The sequence below is a fragment of the Vibrio sp. 661 genome (genome assembly GCF_033339315.1).
Classification (GTDB): Bacteria; Pseudomonadota; Gammaproteobacteria; order Enterobacterales; family Vibrionaceae; genus Vibrio; species Vibrio alginolyticus.
In genome coordinates, this window is sequence record NZ_JAWOUJ010000005.1 from 95846 (window position 1) to 117166 (window position 21321).

General features: G+C 43.7%; 18 protein-coding genes. 8 read left to right on the forward strand and 10 right to left on the reverse strand.

From position 1 onward, the window contains the following. Nucleotides 1–44: 44 nt before the first annotated feature. Together cmk and sohB are read right to left on the reverse strand one after the other, a co-directional pair. Nucleotides 45–725, reverse strand: coding sequence for a (d)CMP kinase (gene cmk / locus R7P69_RS12110; RefSeq protein ID WP_021033981.1), 681 nt, complete (start codon nucleotides 723–725; stop codon nucleotides 45–47). Nucleotides 726–933: 208 nt separating this feature from the next. After that, nucleotides 934–1995, reverse strand: coding sequence for a protease SohB (sohB, locus tag R7P69_RS12115; RefSeq protein ID WP_238952035.1), 1062 nt, complete (start codon nucleotides 1993–1995; stop codon nucleotides 934–936). A 254-nt stretch (nucleotides 1996–2249) separates the two neighbouring features. On the opposite strand from sohB, the gene R7P69_RS12120 reads away from it, so the two are divergent. The 4 genes from R7P69_RS12120 (at nucleotide 2250) to R7P69_RS12135 (ending at nucleotide 8328) form a co-directional block, all read left to right on the forward strand. Beyond that, on the forward strand, nucleotides 2250–2996 hold the full coding sequence (locus R7P69_RS12120; protein ID WP_005372980.1) for a YciK family oxidoreductase: 747 nt from the start codon (nucleotides 2250–2252) through the stop codon (nucleotides 2994–2996). Between the two features lie 129 nt (nucleotides 2997–3125). Then, entirely contained in the window at nucleotides 3126–3818 is a 693-nt protein-coding gene (gene imuA, locus R7P69_RS12125; RefSeq protein WP_186584799.1) for a translesion DNA synthesis-associated protein ImuA, read from the forward strand. A gap of 4 nt (nucleotides 3819–3822) precedes the next feature. Next, nucleotides 3823–5226, forward strand: coding sequence for a Y-family DNA polymerase (locus tag R7P69_RS12130; protein ID WP_238952036.1), 1404 nt, complete (start codon nucleotides 3823–3825; stop codon nucleotides 5224–5226). 27 nt (nucleotides 5227–5253) lie between these two features. Next, the gene (locus R7P69_RS12135) at nucleotides 5254–8328 is read left to right on the forward strand and encodes an error-prone DNA polymerase (RefSeq protein WP_170893521.1); all 3075 of its coding nucleotides are present in this window, start codon (nucleotides 5254–5256) and stop codon (nucleotides 8326–8328) included. A gap of 72 nt (nucleotides 8329–8400) precedes the next feature. On the opposite strand, the gene R7P69_RS12140 is transcribed toward R7P69_RS12135, so the two are convergent. Continuing rightward, nucleotides 8401–9354, reverse strand: coding sequence for a chemotaxis protein CheV (locus R7P69_RS12140; protein ID WP_005372976.1), 954 nt, complete (start codon nucleotides 9352–9354; stop codon nucleotides 8401–8403). Nucleotides 9355–9717: 363 nt separating this feature from the next. Continuing rightward, nucleotides 9718–10935 carry an ROK family protein gene (locus R7P69_RS12145; protein ID WP_005385828.1) on the reverse strand — a complete coding sequence of 406 codons (1218 nt, stop codon included), beginning with the start codon at nucleotides 10933–10935 and terminating at the stop codon, nucleotides 9718–9720. 410 nt (nucleotides 10936–11345) lie between these two features. On the opposite strand from R7P69_RS12145, the gene pyk reads away from it, so the two are divergent. Next, nucleotides 11346–12788, forward strand: coding sequence for a pyruvate kinase (gene pyk / locus R7P69_RS12150; protein ID WP_005372972.1), 1443 nt, complete (start codon nucleotides 11346–11348; stop codon nucleotides 12786–12788). Nucleotides 12789–12896: 108 nt separating this feature from the next. Here the strand turns inward: pyk and R7P69_RS12155 are convergent, their stop codons facing one another. Continuing rightward, complete coding sequence (locus R7P69_RS12155) at nucleotides 12897–14048, reverse strand: patatin family protein (RefSeq protein WP_005372971.1); 1152 nt, start codon at nucleotides 14046–14048, stop codon at nucleotides 12897–12899. Nucleotides 14049–14092: 44 nt separating this feature from the next. Next, on the reverse strand, nucleotides 14093–14185 hold the full coding sequence (locus R7P69_RS12160) for a YnhF family membrane protein (protein ID WP_005372970.1): 93 nt from the start codon (nucleotides 14183–14185) through the stop codon (nucleotides 14093–14095). 127 nt (nucleotides 14186–14312) lie between these two features. Here R7P69_RS12160 and R7P69_RS12165 point away from each other — a divergent pair, with 127 nt between their 5' ends. From R7P69_RS12165 to R7P69_RS12175, 3 genes are all read left to right on the forward strand, one after another. Further along, nucleotides 14313–14903, forward strand: a complete 591-nt coding sequence (locus tag R7P69_RS12165; protein ID WP_172563542.1) for an outer membrane protein — start codon at nucleotides 14313–14315, stop codon at nucleotides 14901–14903. Between the two features lie 569 nt (nucleotides 14904–15472). Further along, the gene (locus R7P69_RS12170) at nucleotides 15473–16939 is read left to right on the forward strand and encodes a sodium-dependent transporter (RefSeq protein ID WP_238952037.1); all 1467 of its coding nucleotides are present in this window, start codon (nucleotides 15473–15475) and stop codon (nucleotides 16937–16939) included. Then, nucleotides 16936–17031, forward strand: a complete 96-nt coding sequence (locus R7P69_RS12175; protein ID WP_005372963.1) for a MetS family NSS transporter small subunit — start codon at nucleotides 16936–16938, stop codon at nucleotides 17029–17031. The genes R7P69_RS12170 and R7P69_RS12175 overlap by 4 nt, the downstream gene beginning before the upstream one ends. Nucleotides 17032–17100: 69 nt before the next feature. Here the strand turns inward: R7P69_RS12175 and R7P69_RS12180 are convergent, their stop codons facing one another. From R7P69_RS12180 to R7P69_RS12195, 4 genes are all read right to left on the reverse strand, one after another. Then, complete coding sequence (locus tag R7P69_RS12180) at nucleotides 17101–17502, reverse strand: hypothetical protein (RefSeq protein WP_005372960.1); 402 nt, start codon at nucleotides 17500–17502, stop codon at nucleotides 17101–17103. Between the two features lie 213 nt (nucleotides 17503–17715). Further along, complete coding sequence (gene ptsG, locus R7P69_RS12185; protein WP_005372959.1) at nucleotides 17716–19146, reverse strand: PTS glucose transporter subunit IIBC; 1431 nt, start codon at nucleotides 19144–19146, stop codon at nucleotides 17716–17718. Nucleotides 19147–19590: 444 nt separating this feature from the next. Next, nucleotides 19591–20358 (reverse strand): TatD family hydrolase, encoded by a 768-nt coding sequence (locus R7P69_RS12190; protein ID WP_017633841.1) that lies wholly within the window; start codon nucleotides 20356–20358, stop codon nucleotides 19591–19593. Further along, the gene (locus R7P69_RS12195) at nucleotides 20349–21311 is read right to left on the reverse strand and encodes a DNA polymerase III subunit delta' (RefSeq protein WP_238952038.1); all 963 of its coding nucleotides are present in this window, start codon (nucleotides 21309–21311) and stop codon (nucleotides 20349–20351) included. The genes R7P69_RS12190 and R7P69_RS12195 overlap by 10 nt, the downstream gene beginning before the upstream one ends. Between the last annotated feature and the right edge of the window lie 10 nt (nucleotides 21312–21321).

Here is a 21321-nt window from a genome sequence, read left to right on the forward strand (position 1 = left end):
GTCATCATCCTTGCGACCAACGCTCTTAGCCTAGTCGAGTATTATTACTCAGCTAGCTTCGATTCGATATATTGTAGTGCCTTTTCTACTACTTCGTCGATAGTCATCGACGTAGAATCTAGCACAAGCGCATCCTCAGCAGGGCGTAATGGCGCCACTGGGCGGTTACGATCTCGGTCGTCACGCTCTTGGATCTCGCTTAAAAGGTCAGCAAATCTAACATCTAACCCTTTCTCTTGCAACTGTTTAAGGCGTCGATTTGCACGCTCTTCAGCACTCGCATCAAGGAAGATTTTTGCTTGCGCACTCGGGAATACAATTGTGCCCATATCACGACCATCAGCAACCAGACCCGGAGCGGTCTCAAATGCACGCTGACGACGTAGTAATGCTTCACGAACACGTGGCAAAGCCGCAACTTTAGATGCTGCCATACCCGTTTCTTCTTTACGAAGCTCCCCTGACACATCTTCGCCTTCTAGAATGACCTTAACTAAGTCACCTTCCGCGATAAATTGAACGTCTAGGTGTGTTGCTAGTGGGACAAGAGCATCTTCTGACTCGGTGTCGACACCGTGGTGAATCGCAGCGAGTGCAAGTACACGATAAATTGCGCCAGAATCTAAGAGTTGGAAACCCAACTTTTTCGCCAGCAACATACATAAAGTGCCTTTACCTGCACCACTAGGTCCATCTACGGTTACAACCGGAGTTTGAGAGGACATGTTCTTCTCCACCAATAGTTTCTTTTCAGCAATTTGCTCGGTTTTCGAGGCGCACATTATACGGGTAATCAGTCTTTGGAGCGAGGAAAAATGTCGTGTAAAGCATTACACCTAATGCGTAATTGGATTCATCAATAAACATAAAGTTCAACAAAAACGGCGAGAGCTTCCGCCCTCGCCGTTTTAAATGTCATGAACTTAAGCTCGATTAAACAATCGGCTTTTGACCACGCTCAGCTAACTTTAAAATCACACTATCAGCGACTTTACCCGCCACACCTGCTAGCTTGTCGGCCAGTTTTTTCTTTTGTACATAATGCACAGAAAGTACAGTTTTATCTTTGCATGACGCAACAACGATATCATCAGATGTACTAATGTCATCCACCAAACCAAGCTCTTTCGCTTGTGTGCCGAACCAGTGCTCACCAGTGGCTACTTTGTCTAGGTCCAAACTAGGACGACGCTCACGGATGAAGTCTTTAAACAAGACATGTGTTTCTTCAAGTTCTTGCTTAAACTTATCGCGCGCTTTATCGGTATTCTCACCGAACATCGTTAGCGTGCGTTTATATTCACCCGCTGTTAGTTGTTCGTACTCAATGTCATGTTTCTTCAACAGTTTGTTGAAGTTAGGAATCTGTGCGATAACGCCAATAGAACCCACAATTGCAAATGGTGCAGAAACAATTTTATCTGCTACACATGCCATCATGTAACCGCCACTTGCCGCAACTTTGTCAACAGAGATGGTCAGAGGAAGACCCGCAGCTTTGATTCGGTCCAGTTGAGAAGAGGCAAGGCCGTAACCATGAACCATACCACCGCCAGACTCTAAGCGAAGTAACACTTCATCACCTTCACGTGCGACAGCCAAAATAGCGGTGATTTCTTCACGTAGAGACGCGACTTCTTTTGCGTCTATGCTACCGTTGAAATCAAGAACAAATAGGTGTGGTTCACGCTTGCTATCTAATGAACCGTCTTTGCTCGCTTGTTTGATTTCTTTCTCGCGAGATTTGTTCTTCTCTTTTTCTTCTTTCTTGACGGCTTTATCTCGAGCCTTGATGAAAGCATCGTCATGCAAATGATGCTCTAACTGCTCAACAGATTGTTTGTGTTGCTCTGAAAGGTTGGTAATCTCTAACTCCCCTTTCGCCGCACCCGATTTGCCACCAGCCGATTTTGCAATAATGAGCAGAACAATTATCGCAGCAACCACCGTGATAATTTTGGCCAGAAACAGACCATAATCTAATAAAAATTCCAACGAGAGCTCCTTTATCTCATTTCAGATGACGTTAGTATGTTACGCAGAAACATCAGCGAGAAGGCAGCGCGGTTTGTAACCACTTGTTCTGATTGATAGCATACCTAACGAAAGTTCTGGAATTGGTATAACACATGAATTGGTGTATTGTAACCATCTTGTCACGATTACCAAGATTTTCCATTGAGAAACAGGCGTTTTTTAGCGTCAATTAACTATCATGGACCCTCTTACAATAATAAGGATTTATCGCCGTGAACTACTCCGTTTCAGCTGATGCTCTAAAAGGTAAAGTCATTCTTGTTACTGGCGCTGGTAATGGCATCGGCCGTCAAGCCGCGCTTTCTTATGCCGAGCACGGTGCAACTGTTATTCTCTTGGGTAGAAATGTGCAAAACCTTGAATCTATCTATGATGAGATTGAAGCTGCTGGCTATCCACAAGCTGCTATCATTCCATTGGATCTCAAGGGTGCAACTCAGCAGAATTACATTGATATGGCAGAGACAATCGAAGGACAGTTTGGTCGCTTGGATGGTCTATTACACAACGCAGGTGTCTTGAGTTCGCTGTGTCCATTTGATCAAATCAAAGAGGAAGACTTCGACGATATCATGCAGATCAACGTGAAAGCCGAAGTGCTAATGACTCAAGCATTACTGCCTGTGATGCGTAAATCAGAAGCTGGGCGTATTATCTTTACCTCTTCAACCGTCGGCCACTCTGGCCGCGCATTCTGGGGGCCATACGCTATCTCTAAATTTGCCGTAGAAGGCATGATGCAAGTTTTAGCTGACGAGCTGAGTGATACACCGATCCGCGTTAACGCAATTAACCCTGGTGCCACTCGTACTCGCATGCGTGAAAAAGCATATCCGGGTGAAGATGCGAATACTCTCAAAACGCCACTGGATATCATGCCGCTATATTTGCACTTAATGGATCCTGCGGTTACCGATGTGAACGGTCAGTGCATCGACGCTCAACCGAAGCGTAAATAACTCATTCAGGTTACCTCACATAATCGATTGAAAAGGCAGCAAACGCTGCCTTTTTTCATTTCTCTCTTCATAAAAATCTTGCGACTTTCTCCCACAGAAATATACTGTACATATATACAGGTATTTATTATGCAAGATATTATTCAGAACTTAAAAAGCCAACACCTTGTTTGGCAAGCAAATTTAACGAAAGCAGATCCTCAGCAGTTGCAGACTAGTTCCGGTTTTTCTGAATTAGATGATTTGCTCGGCGGAGGCTTTCCACCTCATGGCGTAGTGGAGATGGAATCTATTGGTAGTATTGGTGAATTGCGTTTGCTCGCTCCCTATTTAAAAGCCACTCAGACCAATGGTATGACCGCATTTATTCAACCACCTGCGCTAGTGAATTCTCTGTTTTTACACTACATCGGGTTGGATATAAACCAAGTGTGGGTTGTTACTCCAACTCACCCCAAAGATGCTCTTTGGGCTGCAGAGCAATGTCTGAAAAGTGGGGTATGCAGTAATGTTTTGTTATGGCAAGAAGAGCTTGAAATACATCAAGTGAAACGCTTACAGGTAGCAAGTGAACAAGGGAGTTGCCCTCTCTTTATGCTTAAAACAGATACTATCAACCGCTTGTCTTTGCCTGTGTCACTCAGTTTAAAACTGAAAGGCGACGAGCAAGGGATTAATGTTGAAGTGCTGAAAAGGAAAGGAGGCTGGAATAGAGGTAGCGTTAGTATCGGCTTCCAACACCATTACCCGCAACTGGTGAAACCATCATCTGAAACTGTGCACTCGACTGTGGTCAATTTCCCACTGGCGAACCAAGGTTAGTGATATGGCTCTGTGGATTTACTTGCACTTCCCTCGCCTGCAGCTAGACGCACTCTTTGGTGATAACCAAGAACAACCCGTGGTGATTGTCGAAAGCCAACGTTGCCAGATTCTTCAATACAACGAGATTGCCGAACAACAAGGCATTAAGCCTGGTATGGGCCTAGGCAGTGCTGCGTCCTTGTGTCGAGATTTACAAGTGCATCCTTATCATCCGCACACCGAATTGAGCAAGTTACAAGAAATTGCTCAATGGCTGTATTTGATCACATCTGACGTTGTGTTGATGCCAAACCAAGGTATTTTGCTGCGTGCTACTCCAATGCTCGCTCTGTATGAAGGGCTTGAAAACTATTGGAATAAAGTCAGAGCTCACTTATCGGAGCTGAAACTGAGTTTTCAATTCGGATGTGGTTTTTCGCCTTTTGCTGCCAAATTGATGGCAATATCAGGAGCGAACGTCATCAGTGAAGACAAATCTGCCATACAAAAAGCTTTATCACCACTACCGTTAAAACTGACAGATTTATCAAACGCTACCGTAGAGAAGTTACAACGTGTAGGCGTCACCACATTGCAAAACCTGCTTGAACTGCCATTGCAAGACATCGCACGACGCTTTGATATCGATTTGGTGAACTACGTTGGTCGACTGACTGGGCAGTTTAAACACCCTGTCGACTTTTATCACCCTACCGAATCCTTCCAAGTTTATTTAGAGCTCTTGTTTGAGATCGAAAACGTTCAGTGGATTAAAAAGCCGTTGACCAAATTACTTCGTCAACTCGAAACCTTTCTAAAATTAAGAGATAAGGTCGCTTTTGAACTGTGTTTAACACTCCACCAGCGTGAGAAACAAGAGCAACACCTTCAACTCACTTCTGCGCAAGGTGATTACCTATGTCAGCGTTGGCAACAGTTAGCGAGTTTAAGCTTAGAATCACTCTCGCTTAATGGCCCAGTCACAGGGCTAACGTTAAAAGTCATCCGTCAAGGTGAGCCTCTTAGTGCATCACGCGATCTCTTTGCTGGGCAGAAAGGAAACATGAATGCTTTAGAGCTGCTCTCTTTACTGCAAGCTAAATTGGGGAAAAGTGCCGTTTTAAAACCCAATATTGCTTGCGATCCTAGACCAGAAAAGGCCAGTCAGTATCGCCCTGCTGATGCTCCAGATAAAAAGGGGCACGCCATACCCTCCATACTACGCCCCGCAATGCAATTACCCACTCCCATTGTATTGCAAGAACAAGTTTCTTTGGTCCACGGACCTGAGCGAATAGTTTCTGGGTGGTGGGATGGTGATGAGATCATGCGTGATTACTACATTGCACACACCAAGCAAGGCCGCTGGTTATGGATATTTCGCGATCAGCACAAGCACTGGTTTCTTCATGGCTATTTTTGTTAAATCGACAGTTATTTTTGTTGGATCATTATGAGTTACGCGGAACTATTTTGTCAGTCTAACTTCTCTTTTTTGACTGGGGCTTCTCATGCAGAAGATCTGGTACTCCAAGCTGCTTTCTATCGCTATCAAGCTCTAGCTATAACGGATGAATGTTCAGTCGCGGGCGTTGTCAAAGCCCATGCAACCATCGAACAACATAAACTCGATATCAAACAAATCGTTGGAAGTATGTTTTGGTTAAATGATGAATGCCAAATCGTACTGCTTTGCCCTTGTCGCAAGGCTTATGCCGAGTTGTGTCGTATCATCACAAACGCAAGAAGACGCAGTGAAAAAGGCAACTATCAACTGTTCGAATGGGATTTGATGTCGGTTCGACATTGTTTGGTATTGTGGCTGCCCACACATCAAGAGAGTGATCACTATTGGGGGCGCTGGCTCAATCAACACCACGCTAATCGTTTGTGGGTAGCGATTCAGCGCCATTTGAGTAACAACGATACTGAGTACATTGCGCACTGCGAGCAGTTAGCACATGAATTTCAATTACCTATAACTGCCTGCGGAGGCGTTCTCATGCATGACGTTGAACGCTTGCCATTACAGCATGTACTTACTGCTATAAAACATGGGTGTAGCGTCGATAAACTCGGTTTTGACCGTATTTCGAATACTGAGCGAGCGCTTCGTCCTTTTAAAAAGTTGATTCGGATTTACAAACCAGAATGGCTGGAAGAAAGTACTTACATCGCCGATTTATGCGAGTTTAAGCTCTCCGATTTAAAATACGAATATCCTACCGAGCTGATCCCAGATGGTTATACACCCGACTCTTACTTACGTATGTTGGTCGAACGTGGTAAAAAGCTGCGTTTTCCTGAAGGCGTGCCAGCAGAAGTCAATCAAACCATCGAGAATGAACTGGCGCTTATTCAAGAGCTTAAATACCACTACTACTTCCTTACTATTCACGACATCGTAATGTTCGCGAAACAGCAAGGCATTCTTTACCAAGGGCGAGGTTCCGCTGCAAACTCTGTGGTGTGTTATTGCCTGGAAATTACCGCCGTCGATCCTCGACAAATCGCTGTCTTATTCGAACGATTTATCAGTAAAGAACGTAAGGAACCGCCGGATATTGATGTGGACTTTGAACACGAGCGCCGTGAAGAAGTTATCCAGTATATTTACAAAAAATATGGTCGTGAGCGTGCAGCACTTGCTGCAACCGTGATCAGCTATCGCTTTAAAAGTGCCGTGCGTGAAGTCGGTAAAGCACTAGGGATTGAAGAGACGCAATTAGATTTTTTCGTTAAGAACGTTAATCGCCGAGATCGCAGCCAAGGCTGGCAAGCTCAAATTATTGAACTTGGCTTACAACCAGAATCTCTCAAAGGGCAGCAGTTTATCCAATTGGTCAACGAGATCATTGGCTTCCCACGCCATTTATCTCAGCACGTAGGTGGCTTTGTAATTTCATCTGGCCCTTTATATGAGTTGGTACCTGTTGAAAATGCCTCGATGGAAGATCGCACTATCATTCAATGGGATAAAGACGATTTAGAAAGCTTGAAGCTACTAAAAGTCGATGTACTCGCACTCGGCATGTTAAACGCCATCAAAAAGTGCTTTCAACTGGTCGAGAAACATCACCAGCGATCCCTCTCGATTTCCGAGATCACTCGCCGACAAGATGATCCACACGTGTACCGCATGATCCAAAAAGCTGACACGATAGGCGTATTCCAAATAGAATCTCGTGCACAAATGAGCATGCTTCCTCGCCTAAAGCCTGCTTGTTATTACGACTTAGTGATTCAAATTGCAATTGTTCGTCCAGGCCCTATTCAGGGTGATATGGTGCATCCTTTTTTAAAACGACGAGATCACAAAGAGCCTGTCAGTTATCCATCGGAAGAAGTAAAAAGCGTTCTGGAGCGGACTATGGGCGTCCCTATTTTCCAAGAGCAAGTCATCAAGCTAGCCATGGTAGCCGCAGGGTTTAGCGGCGGCGAGGCCGATCAACTCCGTCGAGCGATGGCATCATGGAAAAAGAATGGCGATCTCGCTAAATTCAGACCAAAACTGATCAATGGTATGCAAGAGAGAGGTTATGACTTAGCGTTTGCTGAGCGCATTTTCGATCAGATTTGCGGCTTTGGTGAGTACGGCTTCCCTGAAAGTCATTCAGCGTCTTTCGCAGTGCTGGCATATTGTTCTGCATGGTTAAAATATTATTACCCAGCCGAATTTTACACTGCATTATTGAACAGCCAACCAATGGGATTTTATAGCCCATCGCAATTAGTACAAGATGCTCGCAGACATGGCGTCGAAGTATTGCCGGTGTGCGTCAATCATTCAAAATATCAACATCATCTCGTCTCACGTCCGAATGGCAGGCTCGGCGTGCAACTTGGTTTTCGCTTGGTGAAAGGCTTTAACGCAGAAAGCGCACAAAGGCTTATTGAGCGCAAACCACTTAATGGTTACCGATCGATTCAAGAAGTAAAGCAGATATTAAGAAGCCGAAGTGACATTGAATTATTGGCTTCAGCCAATGCATTTCAGGCCTTATCGGGAAATCGTTATAACGCTCGCTGGGCAGCAATGGATTCCTTATCTGACCTACCATTGTTTCACAAGGTCGAAGAACCCAATGTTAGCTACCAGACTCAACCCTCTGAATATGAAAATTTAATTGAGGATTACGCAAGCACGGGACTATCTCTTAGCCGCCATCCAATTAAATTATTAGAAGAAACGGGCAAACTCCCTCACTTTACCCGCATGAGGCAACTGACAGAGAAACCGCATAAGTCACTGGTCACAGTGGTAGGTGTGGTAACAGGAAGACAATCTCCAGGCACCGCCGCTGGCGTGACATTTTTTACGTTAGAAGATGACACGGGCAACATTAATGTGGTCGTTTGGCAAGCGACAGCACGAGCCCAAAAGCAAGCGTATTTAGGCGCTAAAGTATTAATGGTGAAAGGCATTCTTGAAAAAGAGGGAGAAGTCACACACGTTATTGCTGGCAAGTTGATGGATTGCACGCACTACTTGAACAATCTACAAAGTAAATCTCGGGATTTCCATTAGTACAGAGGAATTAAGGAGAGAAATGTTAAAAATCAGAGAGAGGTGCGCTCCCTCTGATTTCACTAGATCTAATCATGCACTTTTAGAAAGCATCTGGCGTAATCGGTCTTGAGCAACTTCAACCAGCAGATCCGGTTGGAATTTAGATATAAAGCGATCACAGCCTACTTTTTGTACCATGGCTTCATTAAAACTACCGCTCAGAGAAGTGTTCAATGTGATAAACAACTTAGACATACGTGGATCTTGGCGCACTTCATGGGTCAGTTTATAACCGTCCATTTCAGGCATTTCAGCATCCGTAATCATCATCAACAGCTCTTTTTCTACATCTTTACCTTCATCACACCAACGTTTTAAAACCGTTAACGCTTCTAGCCCGTCACGGCACTCGATGATATTCATACCCAATTGAGAAAGCGTATCGCGAACTTGATTACGAGCTGTAGAGGAATCATCCACAATCAGAACATTACGCCCGACCATTGCTTGGGCCAATTCTTGATCGAGAATGTCCTCCGAGATAGTCACGTCGTAATGTACGATCTCTGCTAAAACTTTTTCAACGTCAATAATTTCGACAATTTGAGAGGCATCCCCCTCTTTAATTTGCGTGATAGCCGTGAGGTAATTCGAGCGACCAGACGTGGAAGGAGGCGGCTGAATTTCAGTCCATGCCGTATTAATAATGTTTTTAACCGGACCGACTAAGAAGCCCTGCACCGTGCGGTTGTACTCTGTCACGATCAAATTTTCTTCTTCCGCTTCACCACGCAAAGCTGGGAAACCTATCGCGCCACGCAAATCAATCACTGGCACTGCTTCACCTCGTAAAGAAGCGACCCCACGAATGTTGTAGTGTGAGCCAGGAAGCTTGGTTAACGGTGGCAGCTTGATGACCTCTTTCACTTTGAACACATTAATCGCAAACAATTGGCGACTATTTAAAGTGAACAGCAGAAGCTCTAGTCGATTTTCACCAACCAAGTTTGTACGCTGGTCAACCGTATTTAACACTCCGGACATACTACTACCTAAATTATGGATAATTCTTATTTTACTCGAAATCAGTACAGACACAGCAAGGTTATATAACCAAATAACCTTAAAATATTTGGCTTTTCGAGCACAGCTTTAAAGTACAACAGTTTTAGCGTATTACTTCTCTTTGCATCAGACGCAAAGTCACGCAGCACATTGAAAGCCATTTTGTTTATTTACTTGAGCTTTTTAGGAAATTACATGAATGGCGCAGATATAGCAATGCAACATAACTCAAATTCCCTTTCTAGTAATAGGCGATCAAAAAGGGTGAGCCGTTAAGTCTCACCCTAAATCACCTACAAATGCAGTCTCAACAGCCAGGCACATCATCATGTTAAAAAGTACTTAACCTTCCACAACCTTCATCAATAGTTGACCATCGTACAACGCTTGCTTAATCAACGCGGCACCAGGCATTGTGGCTTGCTTATAGAAACGAGACTCCACCAGCTCAAGATCTTGGTGATAAACAGGTAAACTCTGCTCTTCGATACAGCGACGAACCGCAGGATAAAGCACATCTTTTGCTTGGTTAATCACACCACCGATCAAGATTTTCTCAGGGTTAAATAAGTTGATCACAATAGCAATTGCAGAGCCTAAGTAGCGTCCAAGTTTTTCAATCACATCGACGGCCAAAGGATCACCGTTTGCAGCGGCTTCACAAATGCTCTCAATACTCATTTCTTCTTGTTTAGCAAGAATAGAGTCTTCGCCATCAGCGATTCGTCTTACGACTTCTTCACGAATTGCTTGAGAACTGGCAACGGTTTCCAAACAACCAATATTGCCGCAATGACAACGTTTTCCATTTGGGTCAATTTGAATATGCCCGAGTTCACCAATGTTACCGTGACGGCCTTGCAAAACGCGCCCATCCAGAATGATGCCCGCACCTAAACCGTGGTGGATAGAGATAAGAACGGAGTTGTCATTATCTTGAGAATGACCAAAAAGCTTTTCTGCTAATGCCCAAGCTCGCGTGTCATTGGCAATGAAAACTGGCAAGCCTGTTGCTTTGTATATCTCTGGTCCAAGAGCAAGATTTTCGACATTGTAATGAGGCATCTGCAAAACGACACCTTGCTCTGAGTTCACGAGACCAGGCAGTGTAAGGGCAATACTGGTAACCCGATCCAGTTGATCCGCGTAAGTCTGAAAAAATTCATCAATTTCGTAAAGCAGGCGCTCAAGCACATCGTCTTGGTCAAGCTCGTGTATCTCGATTTTAGTATCGATCAGTACATCACCGCCTAACTCATGCAAAGCAATGGTTAAATAACCCCGCCCCAAACGCATTGACAAAAATTGCCAGCCTTCATTATTGACCTGCAAACCGACAGCAGGTCGACCACGACTCGTCGCTTCTTGTACTGTCGTTTCATGAATCAAGTGCGCTTCAATTAATTCTCGAGTGATTTTGGTGATACTAGCAGGAGCAAGCTCACTCTGCTTGGACAAATCAATTCGAGAAATAGGACCTTTTAGGTCAATTAGTTTATATACACGACCAGCATTGACCTGTTTGATATGATCAATATGGCCCGGTTGAGCCATGTACATCTTGCACTCCGAAATTCTATAACGGGACAATTTTTTTACTTTGCGAACTAATTGTGAAGTGAATTAATAAATCCCCGTGACAAGCATCACGTATAAACCTGTTTGTTTGTGTATTCAATCAAATAACGAAGAATCTACTCCTGTTAAATTGTTTGAAAAATAACTTATTTTTATTCACTAAATTATGAAGTAGTGCCTTTAAAGCAGCGCATTTTTATCAATAAGGCCATTGCCTGTCGAATATCTGTCTGTTTTACCGGGGTTACTCTTAATGTAAACATTCTGTGCATATACTTATATTCAAATAGCTTTAAGGTGTGGGCTCAGCAACGAGGCTAACCTTGAGAGCGATTGCGTAAAGTAAGGATAGAGTTCAAGTTACCTTTACACACACATTCATCGGAGAATCTATGACTTCCAAATTAAGACGAACAAAAATTGTCACTACGCTGGGTCCTTCAACGGATAAGGACAATATACTTGAGGAGATCATCAAAGCCGGTGCAAACGTTGTCCGTATGAATTTTTCACATGGAACCAGTGAAGACCACATTCAACGTGCGAACAAAGTCCGTACCATTGCAGCAAGACTTGGGCGTCAGGTTGCAATTCTTGGTGACTTACAAGGCCCTAAAATCCGTGTATCAACGTTTAAAGACGGCCAAGTCATTTTGAATGTGGGCGATAAATTCACATTAGATAGTGATTTACCAAAAGGTGAAGGCAATCAAGAATCTGTAGGGTTAGATTATAAAGAACTACCGCAAGATGTTTCACCAAATGACATTTTATTACTCGATGATGGACGCGTTCAGCTGCAAGTTACCAAAGTAGAGGGTAATAAAGTTCATACCCGTGTGATTGTCGGTGGTCCACTGTCCAACAATAAAGGGATCAACAAAAAAGGCGGCGGATTGTCAGCCGATGCGCTCACAGAGAAAGATAAAGCCGACATTCTTACCGCCGCAGCAATTCAAGTAGACTACCTTGCTATTTCATTCCCGCGTAACGGCGAAGACATGCATTACGCTCGACGCTTAGCCAGAGATGCAGGCCTTGAAGCCATGTTAGTGGCTAAAGTCGAACGAGCAGAAACCGTCGCGACCAATGAGTCTATTGACGACATTATTCTCGCATCCGATGTGGTGATGGTTGCACGTGGTGACCTTGGTGTAGAAATCGGTGACCCTGAGCTCATAGGTGTCCAGAAAAAACTGATTCGCCGCGCACGCAGTTTAAACCGTATCGTGATTACTGCGACACAAATGATGGAGTCCATGATTACTAGCCCAATGCCAACGCGTGCTGAAGTGATGGATGTGGCCAATGCGGTTCTAGACGGCACTGACGCGGTGATGCTTTCTGGAGAGACCGCTGCAGGTAAATATCCTGTAGAAACGGTCAAATCCATGGCCGAAGTATGTGTGGGGGCAGAAAAAATGTCGGAGGCAAGTCTATCAACCTATCGCTTAGATAGAACCTTCGAAACCGCTGAAGAAACCATCGCAATGGCAACCATGTACTCTGCGAATCACATGGAAGGAATTAAAGCGATGATCTCGTTAACTGAGTCCGGCAGGACTGCGTTGATGATGTCTCGCTTAAGCTCTGGCTTGCCAATATTTGCCTTATCACGGAATGAATCGACACTAAATCGAGCAGCATTATACCGAGGCGTGACACCTGTATATTTCGAGTCAAAAAGTGATGCGGGTTTACCAACGGCTCAAGCAGCGATTACTAGCCTTAAAGAGCAAGGGTTCTTGCACAAAGGTGATTTAGTCATTATTACTCAAGGCGATGTAATGGATGTTGTGGGCTCAACCAACTGCATGCGCATTCTACAAGCGTAGTCGTTATACCTAACCGGAGTTAACCACAAGAACCCGCAAATAAGGCTCCGAAAATGGAGCCTTATTTATATGCTTTGTATATTGCGCACATCGTGAACGTAAGAAGGTTTATGCACTCTCTCTACCATCAATTTCAACATCCAGCTGGTCATAGAGTTGAACTAGGTTAAACCCAGCTTGAAGCCCAAGTTGATAGTCATGCTCTAGTGACTCTTGGTCACTTAACAAAGAAGAAGAACGAAGTCCCTCTTTAGGCGCAACTTGTAAAATAAAAGTGTCGTCAGGTGGAGCAGATATAAAGGCCTGAGTGAGCTCAAATGTTTGATAATGAATCATCAGCATGTCGGCTAAACCTGAATCAAAATTCTCACCAATCAGATGACTTAAACGATACAAGTTATCGGCACCGAACAACCAACGACCTCCATTTAACAGCATTTTCCCTGCAAGCTTCGATTGATGTGCTGCATTAATTTTTTGTTGGAAGAACGACGCCCAATCCAGCTTCCACTGATTCACTTTTTGCTGCCATGATTGCTGTACTGAGTTGATAGACTCCCGATACCATTCGACAGGCACATCCCCCACTTCACTTTGGGCTCTCGCTTCAATCTCTGAAAACGGCTCTGTGCGAATGACAATAATGTTGCGAGCATTCTGACGCCACGCTTCTTGTACAGGGATAGAGGCAGACACGCCGCCATCCACAAACTTATTGCCATTTACGTCGACAGGTCCGTGGTACAACTTGGGAATCGCACATGTCGCTAGCATAGTGTTAAACCACGAGTCATCCAAGATTGGTAGATATTGATCTGATAGCGTCTCTATATTCGTTACCGCAGCAAACGCTCCTCGTTTTCCCAATGCACTGCGACCTAAATCAAGGTCAAGCTTGTATGGGAAATCTTGAATCCGTTCTAATGCCCACTCTAAACCTAAGTACTGCTGCTTTCGGATATAGCGAAACAGATTAAAAAATTCAGGAGACGTTGTCAGCTCGGTAATAAAAGCTTTGCCCATGCCATGTTGACGACACAAGTAAGAACATAAGTTGAGTGCTCCGGCAGAGGTGCCATAGAATTCATCGAAAGGATCGAAGTTGGAAAGTAAAAAGGCGTCTAAAACGCCAGCGGTAAAAATCCCTCTCTGCCCTCCACCTTGCGTGACTAAAGCAGTTTTACCATGCCTAAAGTGCTCATAAACTTTTACATCAAGCTCTGCATGGCTTTCTGTGATTATACCGCTGTTACGTATCATAGGCTCACGCCATTTTGTTAAAACGTTTGGTAAAAGTGGTTATCTTAAGCTGTTGTAATAGCAATGATGCCAAATGACAAAAGCACTGCAAAAACAGTCACCACAATGATTAATGCGGATTTTAGATCGTGTTCCATAAACACCTCCTTAATATGTAACAAATTAATAACACCGGTGTGAAATATGTTCAAGATTTGCTTAATTTAGTCGCGCAATTTTGACTAACCCATCACAATTAGCTTAGTCATAATAAGGAGATAGGGCATGAACCAAAAACTCAGCTGGCTAGTAGGAATCATGATGATGAGTACTGCTATCAATGCACAAGCGAATATCATCGTTACGCCATACATAGGCTATACAGGAGGCGGCCAAGTAGAGGATGAAAGTGGTAATACATACGCTCTCGACCCCGCAGTGAATTACGCTCTTTCAGTCGAGACTCCCTTAGAAAAAGGAAGGATCGGATTGTTTTACTCCAATCAATCGACGGAACTTGAAAAGCTGTCCAACTCGGCAGATATACATTATCTGCACTTCCAAAGCAGCATGTACTATCCTGTCGCAGAAAATTGGCAAACCTATATCGGTGTAGGTTTGGGCGCTTCTTATGCCGAGGTGGATTGGGTAGACAAAAAATACGGATTTTCGGCTAGCGCTTTTGCAGGGCTGGAATATGAATTTTCAAAGAACTTTGCATTAACGGCCCAACTGAGATGGTTAGGAACGGTCGTTGATAACGATACATCTGGCGCCTGTACTCTACCTAATGACGGCTCAAACTGTATCATTAAGTTCGATACTGATTGGATGAACCAATTCCAATCAAATGTCGGTTTTAGTTTCCGCTTCTAATTTTTATGCATGTTCCTTTGTAGGACTCGTCACAAAGAACGCTGAACGAGTCCTGCACAGAGCCGATAAAGGATATCGTCTAAACACCATTGTTTGGCAAAGTAACGAAGCATCATCTAGATAGGTGCACAAAAGATAGCCGTACGCCCTAATTCATCAAAATAGTCTTAAACACCAAAGCAATTATTAGATCCCAGTTATTTATTCCAGACAAACAACCAACCAACCACACAAAACCACAATCAAACTCAAATTTAACAAGATTAAAACCAGACAACGCATCTGAATTAACATTTAGATTCTATTGCGCTAAGTATTATTAGAAGTTAGTCTGATCAGTGAAAACAGATAAATATTTCAGTTTTATCAAACACACATCAAAATTTTAAGATTAATAATCTACTTTCTCTTACAGTAGCCAGAATATAGCTCTATAAAATTATAAGAAGTTAGAATTAAGGATAGAAAAGCTGATGGATAACAGCGGTCCTTTCTTCCAACTGTTTGCGCAATTATTACTGTGTTACGTAGAGAGCTTCATTCCTCAGGGAGTCTTATAGGAGTCAAATATGAAGCGAGAACAATGGGGATCCCGGGCGGGATTCATCTTAGCAGCAGTTGGGTCTGCTATCGGTTTGGGAAACATTTGGCGTTTCCCATACATGGCCTATGAAAACGGTGGCGGCGCATTTTTTATTCCTTACATTTTTGCCATGATCACTGCCGGTATTCCATTTATGATCCTTGAGTTCAGTATGGGACAAAAATACCGAGGCTCGGCACCAAAAACACTTGCGAAAATTCATTCTAAATTTGAATGGCTTGGCTGGTTCCAAGTTGGTGTGGCTGCAGTTATTGCCGTTTACTATGTGGCTGTTATCGGTTGGTCGATTTCTTACTTTGGGTTGTCGTTCACTCAAGGTTGGGGAACCGATACCAACGCATTTTTCTTTAGTGAATACCTAAAGCTAGGTGACAACTCACCAACAGACTTAGGCAGTATTCAATGGAAGATTGCTTTATCCATGGTAATTGCTTGGGCAATTACTTACACCGCCATTGCCAAAGGCGTGAAATCAGGAATTGAACGAGCATCTAAAATTATGATGCCAATCCTATTCTTGATGGTGATTTTCTTAATCGGACGTATGATTTTCTTGCCAGGAGCTCTAGATGGCGTGAACTACATGTTCGAACCCGATTTCAGCAAAATTTGGGATGTGAAAGTATGGGCAGCGGCATATGGTCAGATCTTCTTTACGCTAAGTATCGGCTTCGCCATCATGCTAGCTTACTCTAGCTACCTACCAGAAAAGTCGGACATAACGAATAACGCGTTTATGACCGTGTTGATCAACTGTGGCTTCTCGATCCTAGCCGGCATCATGATCTTCTCAGTATTGGGTTACATGGCTCAAGAGCAAGGTAAGCCGTTAACAGAGGTGGTATCTGCAGGCGTTGGCTTGGCTTTTGTTACTTTACCTGCGGCAATTAACCTACTACCTGCCCCATATATTCTTGGTCCACTGTTCTTCTTTGCACTGGTGGTTGCTGGTCTAAGTTCGCATATTTCAATTATGGAAGCCGTAACTTCAGCCACTATCGACAAGCTGAAGTGGAGCCGTAAAAAAGCTGCAAATGTTGTGATTGGTATTGGCTTCGTTGTCTCTATGGCGTTTGCTACCAATGGCGGTCTGCTGCTACTCGATCTAGTAGACCACTTTGCAAACAACGTTGGCATCATGGTTGGTGGTCTGGTTGAGATTGTCTTGATGGCGTGGCTATTGAAGCGCGTGCCAGAAGTACGTAATTACGTTAACGAGCGCTCTGATTTCTCTGTTGGTCAATGGTTCGAGATCTGCTTACGCTTCGTTACACCAATCATGCTCGCCATTATCTTAGCGACCAAGCTATACGCCCTAATTACTGAAGGCTACGGTGGCTATGATCTAACTTTAGGCTGGGCACTTATCGCCGCACTCTTTATCTTTGGTCTAGTGATCAACGCAGTGAACCGCAAGGAGACAGCAAAATGACAATCAGCGCAATTATTATGATGGTTATTGGTTTAGGTATCACTTGGGGCGGCGCTGCCGTTTGCATCAAGCGAGCCATGGATAAACAATAAAACGTTAAGTTCCATATAAAAAAACGCCGGTAGTTACCGGCGTTTTTTTGTACATACTTTAGTTCAATTCTAGAAACTGTACTTGATGCCAACGGCGCCGCCAAGTTGCAAGTCAGCACCTTTGTAAAGATCTAGCTCTGGGTGTATTTGACCATAAAGGTCCCAGCCGCGTGATAAATCCCAGTTCACACCAAGTGGTACTCTCACACCAAACTCGTCATCCCATTCATACCAGCCACCAACGCCGACATACCAAGTCACAGGCATGTTTTGATCGAATGTTCCACGCTTAGCGATGTAATCAAACGCCATACCATCGTTTCCGATAATGCCACGATATTTGTTATCTAACTCTACAACAACACTTAATTGTTGATCGACAGCCATACCAACTGATAGATCCGTTGGTTCGCTTGCCGCCATTGCCGTACTAGAAACTAGTCCCAAAACTAAAATGAATTTGTTCTTCATACACGTTATCAATTATTCAAAAAAACATTATTCGCTATTCAAACATAATGGCGTATCAATATGTCAACGATGGGTAAGCTCGATGTATGAAAAAGCTGACAAAAGTAAAGATGAGTTTAGGATCACACTAAAAAGGAACTGTCAGTTAATAAAATAGGAACTAAAAAAAGGAGGCCGAAGCCTCCTTTTATGCATTACTATGAATGATTGCGATTAACCGTGGTTACGAATCCACTCATCCATTTCAGTTTTTAGGTTATCAGACTTAGTACCGAAGATAGCCTGTACACCACCAGCTACAACTACAACACCAGCAGCGCCTAGTTGTTTTAGCTTGTCTTGGTCAACAGCTGCTGTATCTGCAACTGCTACACGTAGACGTGTGATACATGCATCTAGACCAGTAATGTTAGCTTTACCGCCAAACGCTGCAACCAGTTCACCGCCCATATCAGAGCCAGAAGTTACAGCTGCACTTTCCGTTTCATCTTCACGGCCAGGTGTTTTTAGATCAAGCGCTGTGATTACACCACGGAACACTACGTAGTAAATTACTGCGTAAACTAGACCAACGGCAATCATTAGCACCATCTTCTGAGCGTTACCAGATAGAACTAGGAAGTCGATCAGACCGTGAGAGAAAGAAGTACCGTGTACAAAGCCTAGAGTGTTCGAAACGATGTATGCAGAACCAGCTAGTAGAGCGTGGATACCGTATAGTAGTGGAGCAACGAATAGGAATGAGAATTCGATTGGCTCAGTAATACCAGTTAGGAATGAAGTCAGTGCAGCTGACGCCATGATACCCATTACTTTTGCACGGTTTTCTGGTTTAGCACAATGAGCAATTGCGATTGCTGCAGCTGGTAGACCGAACATCTTGAACATGTAACCACCCGCTAGCTGACCGAAGCCATTACCAGCAGCACGAGATGCTTCATCAGCAACTAGGTAACAAGTTAGTACACCATTTTGAGCTTCACCGGCAGCGTTAACACAGGAACCTGCTTCGAAGAAGAACGGTACGTTCCATACGTGGTGTAGACCGAATGGGATTAGAGAACGCTCAACAACACCGTAGATACCGAATGCTAGCTGTGGGTTTTGGTGTGCAGCCCAATCAGAGAATGCAGAAATTGCACCGCCAATTGGTGGCCAGATAACAGAAAGGATAACACCTAGGATGATCGCAGCAAAACCAGTGATGATTGGCACTGCGCGCTTACCAGCGAAGAAGCCAAGGTACTCTGGAAGTTGGATTTTGAAGAAACGGTTGAATGCCCAAGCAGCCACACCACCGACAAGGATACCACCTAGTACACCTGTATCGATTTTCTCAACACCCATAACGCCCGCCATTACACCTAGCGTTGCCGTCATGATGCCGTAACCAACGATAGCTGCAAGACCTGCAACACCGTCGTTGTTAGTGAAGCCTAGAGCTACACCTACTGCAAATAGAAGTGCCATTTGGCCGAATACTGAACCACCAGCTTGTTCCATAAGATTAGAAACGATCTCTGGAATAAAGCTTAGATGGGCAGCACCCACACCTAATAAAATACCTGCAACTGGTAAAACTGATACTGGAAGCATCAGAGCCTTACCAACTTTTTGCAGGTTAGCAAAAAGGTTCTTAAACATGTTTATGCTCCTGATAAATTTATAAGTATTATTTGGGCACTAACGGCACACCCCCGTAGCCTAAAGGTTAGCACCCAATGAAAATGTAACCACAACTGCATTATATTTTCCGGCTCTAAATATATATTGATGACCCTCAAACTTTCCACACAGTTACGAAATTTAGTTTCAAAACAAGTCTTGGATCACACCCAAAAACAGCCGATGAAAAGGTTTGCATTGCACTTATATTACTGTTTTATAAAGAATTAATTATTTATATAATTAATTTTAAGGCGTAAATAAAATACGCCTCAATGTTATTTTTAGTAACAAAATTACATTTGTGATTTTTGAATGTTATTAAATCAACATTTTTAGTAAACATTAAACTCGTGAGCGTATCTGTTGTTTTTATCAACAAAAAAGGAGCCTAAGCTCCTTTTTTATGCTCTTATTATTTTTTCATCGCAAAAAAAGATCTCGGAAGTTTTCGGTGGTTTTTTGTGCCACTTCAGAAAGAGAGCACGATTTGAGTTGCGCAATATAAGAAGCGACTTCGACAACGTAAGCGGGTTGATTCTCTTTGCCACGATGAGGGACAGGAGCCAAGTAAGGAGAATCTGTCTCAATAAGAAGCTTCTCTAAAGGTAGAGTCTTCACCACTTCTTTTAACTCTGTAGCTTGACGGAAAGTAACAATCCCCGAGATAGAAATATAAAACCCCAGCTCCAGTGCAGCTTCAGCAAATGGAAGATCTTCTGTAAAACAGTGGATAACACCACCACATTTCTCTGCCCCACCCTTACGCAAAATATCTAGAGTATCCGCACGTGCGTTTCTGGTATGGATAATTAAAGGTTTGTTGAGCTCCACTGCAAGATCAACGTGTTGCTCAAAGCGCTCTTTCTGTAACGCGGCCGTTTCGGGCTTGTAATGATAATCTAAACCCGTTTCGCCAATAGCGACGACTTTTGCATTCGACGCATGGTGGCGCAATACGTCCATCGAAAAGTCGCTTTCAACATCAAGTGGGTGCACACCGCACGAAGCATAAACATTGTCATAAGGCTCGATCATTTCCATCATTTTCGGGAAAGAATCCAGCGTTACTCCAACAGAAAGTAGTTCAGTTACGTTTGCTTGTTTAGCTTTGTTAATAACGTCTTCCACATTGATGTGGAGATCGTCGTAATTCAATTTGTCTAAATGACAATGAGAATCTACGAACATAATGCCTCTCGTGATTCAATTAACCAATTCATTGATAGTAGCTCAAGGTTCAGGCCAGGAAAGGCTTGCACCTGAGCTTTCAGGTTCATCAGCGCCTTCGCTGATGAGTACAAACCGTTATAGTTGTCCGGTTGAAACTTTGTCGCGCCCGGAAGCATTTGAGCTTCTGATACACCAAACTGCGCTTTCTGAGCATCTGTCAGTAAATACCATGCCCAGTCTAGTGATTGCTCTGAGTGTTTAGCGATTAAAGAAGCACACTCAGAAACGTCTGAAACAGGCGAAGAGATTGCCTTAATAAAACTGCGTTCAAAAGCCAAGTAAGCTTCGAGATCGCCATTATTTAACGCATCCAATGTTTTTATTGGAGAGCCCATATTCAGTTTTAAGGCATAAGCAGGAACTTGCTTCGCCCCTTGTTCGTGCATCCATTGCATCGCTTGTTCCGCTGACGGAGGCGCAACAACCCAGTGTTGGCAACGGCTACGAATCGTTGGGAGCAGACGCTCCTGATTGTGGGTAACGAGCAAAAACAAGCACTTTGCCCCAGGCTCTTCTAGCGTCTTTAACAGCGCATTCGATGCCGACTCGTTCATAGAGTCCGCCGGTTCTATTACAAATAGGCGGTAACCATTAAGCTGAGATGATTCCTGAGCAAGACGGTTACAAGCGCGAATTTGGTCCACCGTTATCGCCTTTCCTTCTTTCTCTGGCTTGATCCAGTGTAAATCAGGGTGGTTTTGAGATTGATTTAGCTGGCAGCTATGACAAAAACCGCATGCTTCACTCGCGTAATTTTGGCAAAGAAGTGCTTGGCTAAAAAACTCGATAAGTTTTTCGATGCCCAAGCCCTGCTCGCTTTGTAATAAAAGCGCACCTGGTATTCTGTCCGACTCTAACCCTACTTTGAGGTTATCCCATATTGGCTGTAGCCATGGATAATCATTTAACATGAGTCACCTA

Bases quoted from the DNA above. Each gene is read 5' to 3' on its own strand.
- R7P69_RS12135 (WP_170893521.1), top strand. From the start codon at position 5,254: ATGAGTTACGCGGAACTATTTTGTCAGTCTAACTTCTCTTTTTTGACT.
- R7P69_RS12170 (WP_238952037.1), top strand. From the start codon at position 15,473: ATGAAGCGAGAACAATGGGGATCCCGGGCGGGATTCATCTTAGCAGCA.
- imuA (WP_186584799.1), top strand. From the start codon at position 3,126: ATGCAAGATATTATTCAGAACTTAAAAAGCCAACACCTTGTTTGGCAA.
- R7P69_RS12160 (WP_005372970.1), bottom strand. From the start codon at position 14,185: ATGGAACACGATCTAAAATCCGCATTAATCATTGTGGTGACTGTTTTT.
- R7P69_RS12155 (WP_005372971.1), bottom strand. From the start codon at position 14,048: ATGATACGTAACAGCGGTATAATCACAGAAAGCCATGCAGAGCTTGAT.
- R7P69_RS12165 (WP_172563542.1), top strand. From the start codon at position 14,313: ATGAACCAAAAACTCAGCTGGCTAGTAGGAATCATGATGATGAGTACT.
- R7P69_RS12145 (WP_005385828.1), bottom strand. From the start codon at position 10,935: ATGTACATGGCTCAACCGGGCCATATTGATCATATCAAACAGGTCAAT.
- R7P69_RS12190 (WP_017633841.1), bottom strand. From the start codon at position 20,358: ATGTTCGTAGATTCTCATTGTCATTTAGACAAATTGAATTACGACGAT.
- ptsG (WP_005372959.1), bottom strand. From the start codon at position 19,146: ATGTTTAAGAACCTTTTTGCTAACCTGCAAAAAGTTGGTAAGGCTCTG.
- R7P69_RS12180 (WP_005372960.1), bottom strand. From the start codon at position 17,502: ATGAAGAACAAATTCATTTTAGTTTTGGGACTAGTTTCTAGTACGGCA.
- pyk (WP_005372972.1), top strand. From the start codon at position 11,346: ATGACTTCCAAATTAAGACGAACAAAAATTGTCACTACGCTGGGTCCT.
- R7P69_RS12130 (WP_238952036.1), top strand. From the start codon at position 3,823: ATGGCTCTGTGGATTTACTTGCACTTCCCTCGCCTGCAGCTAGACGCA.
- R7P69_RS12195 (WP_238952038.1), bottom strand. From the start codon at position 21,311: ATGTTAAATGATTATCCATGGCTACAGCCAATATGGGATAACCTCAAA.
- R7P69_RS12140 (WP_005372976.1), bottom strand. From the start codon at position 9,354: ATGTCCGGAGTGTTAAATACGGTTGACCAGCGTACAAACTTGGTTGGT.
- cmk (WP_021033981.1), bottom strand. From the start codon at position 725: ATGTCCTCTCAAACTCCGGTTGTAACCGTAGATGGACCTAGTGGTGCA.
- R7P69_RS12175 (WP_005372963.1), top strand. From the start codon at position 16,936: ATGACAATCAGCGCAATTATTATGATGGTTATTGGTTTAGGTATCACT.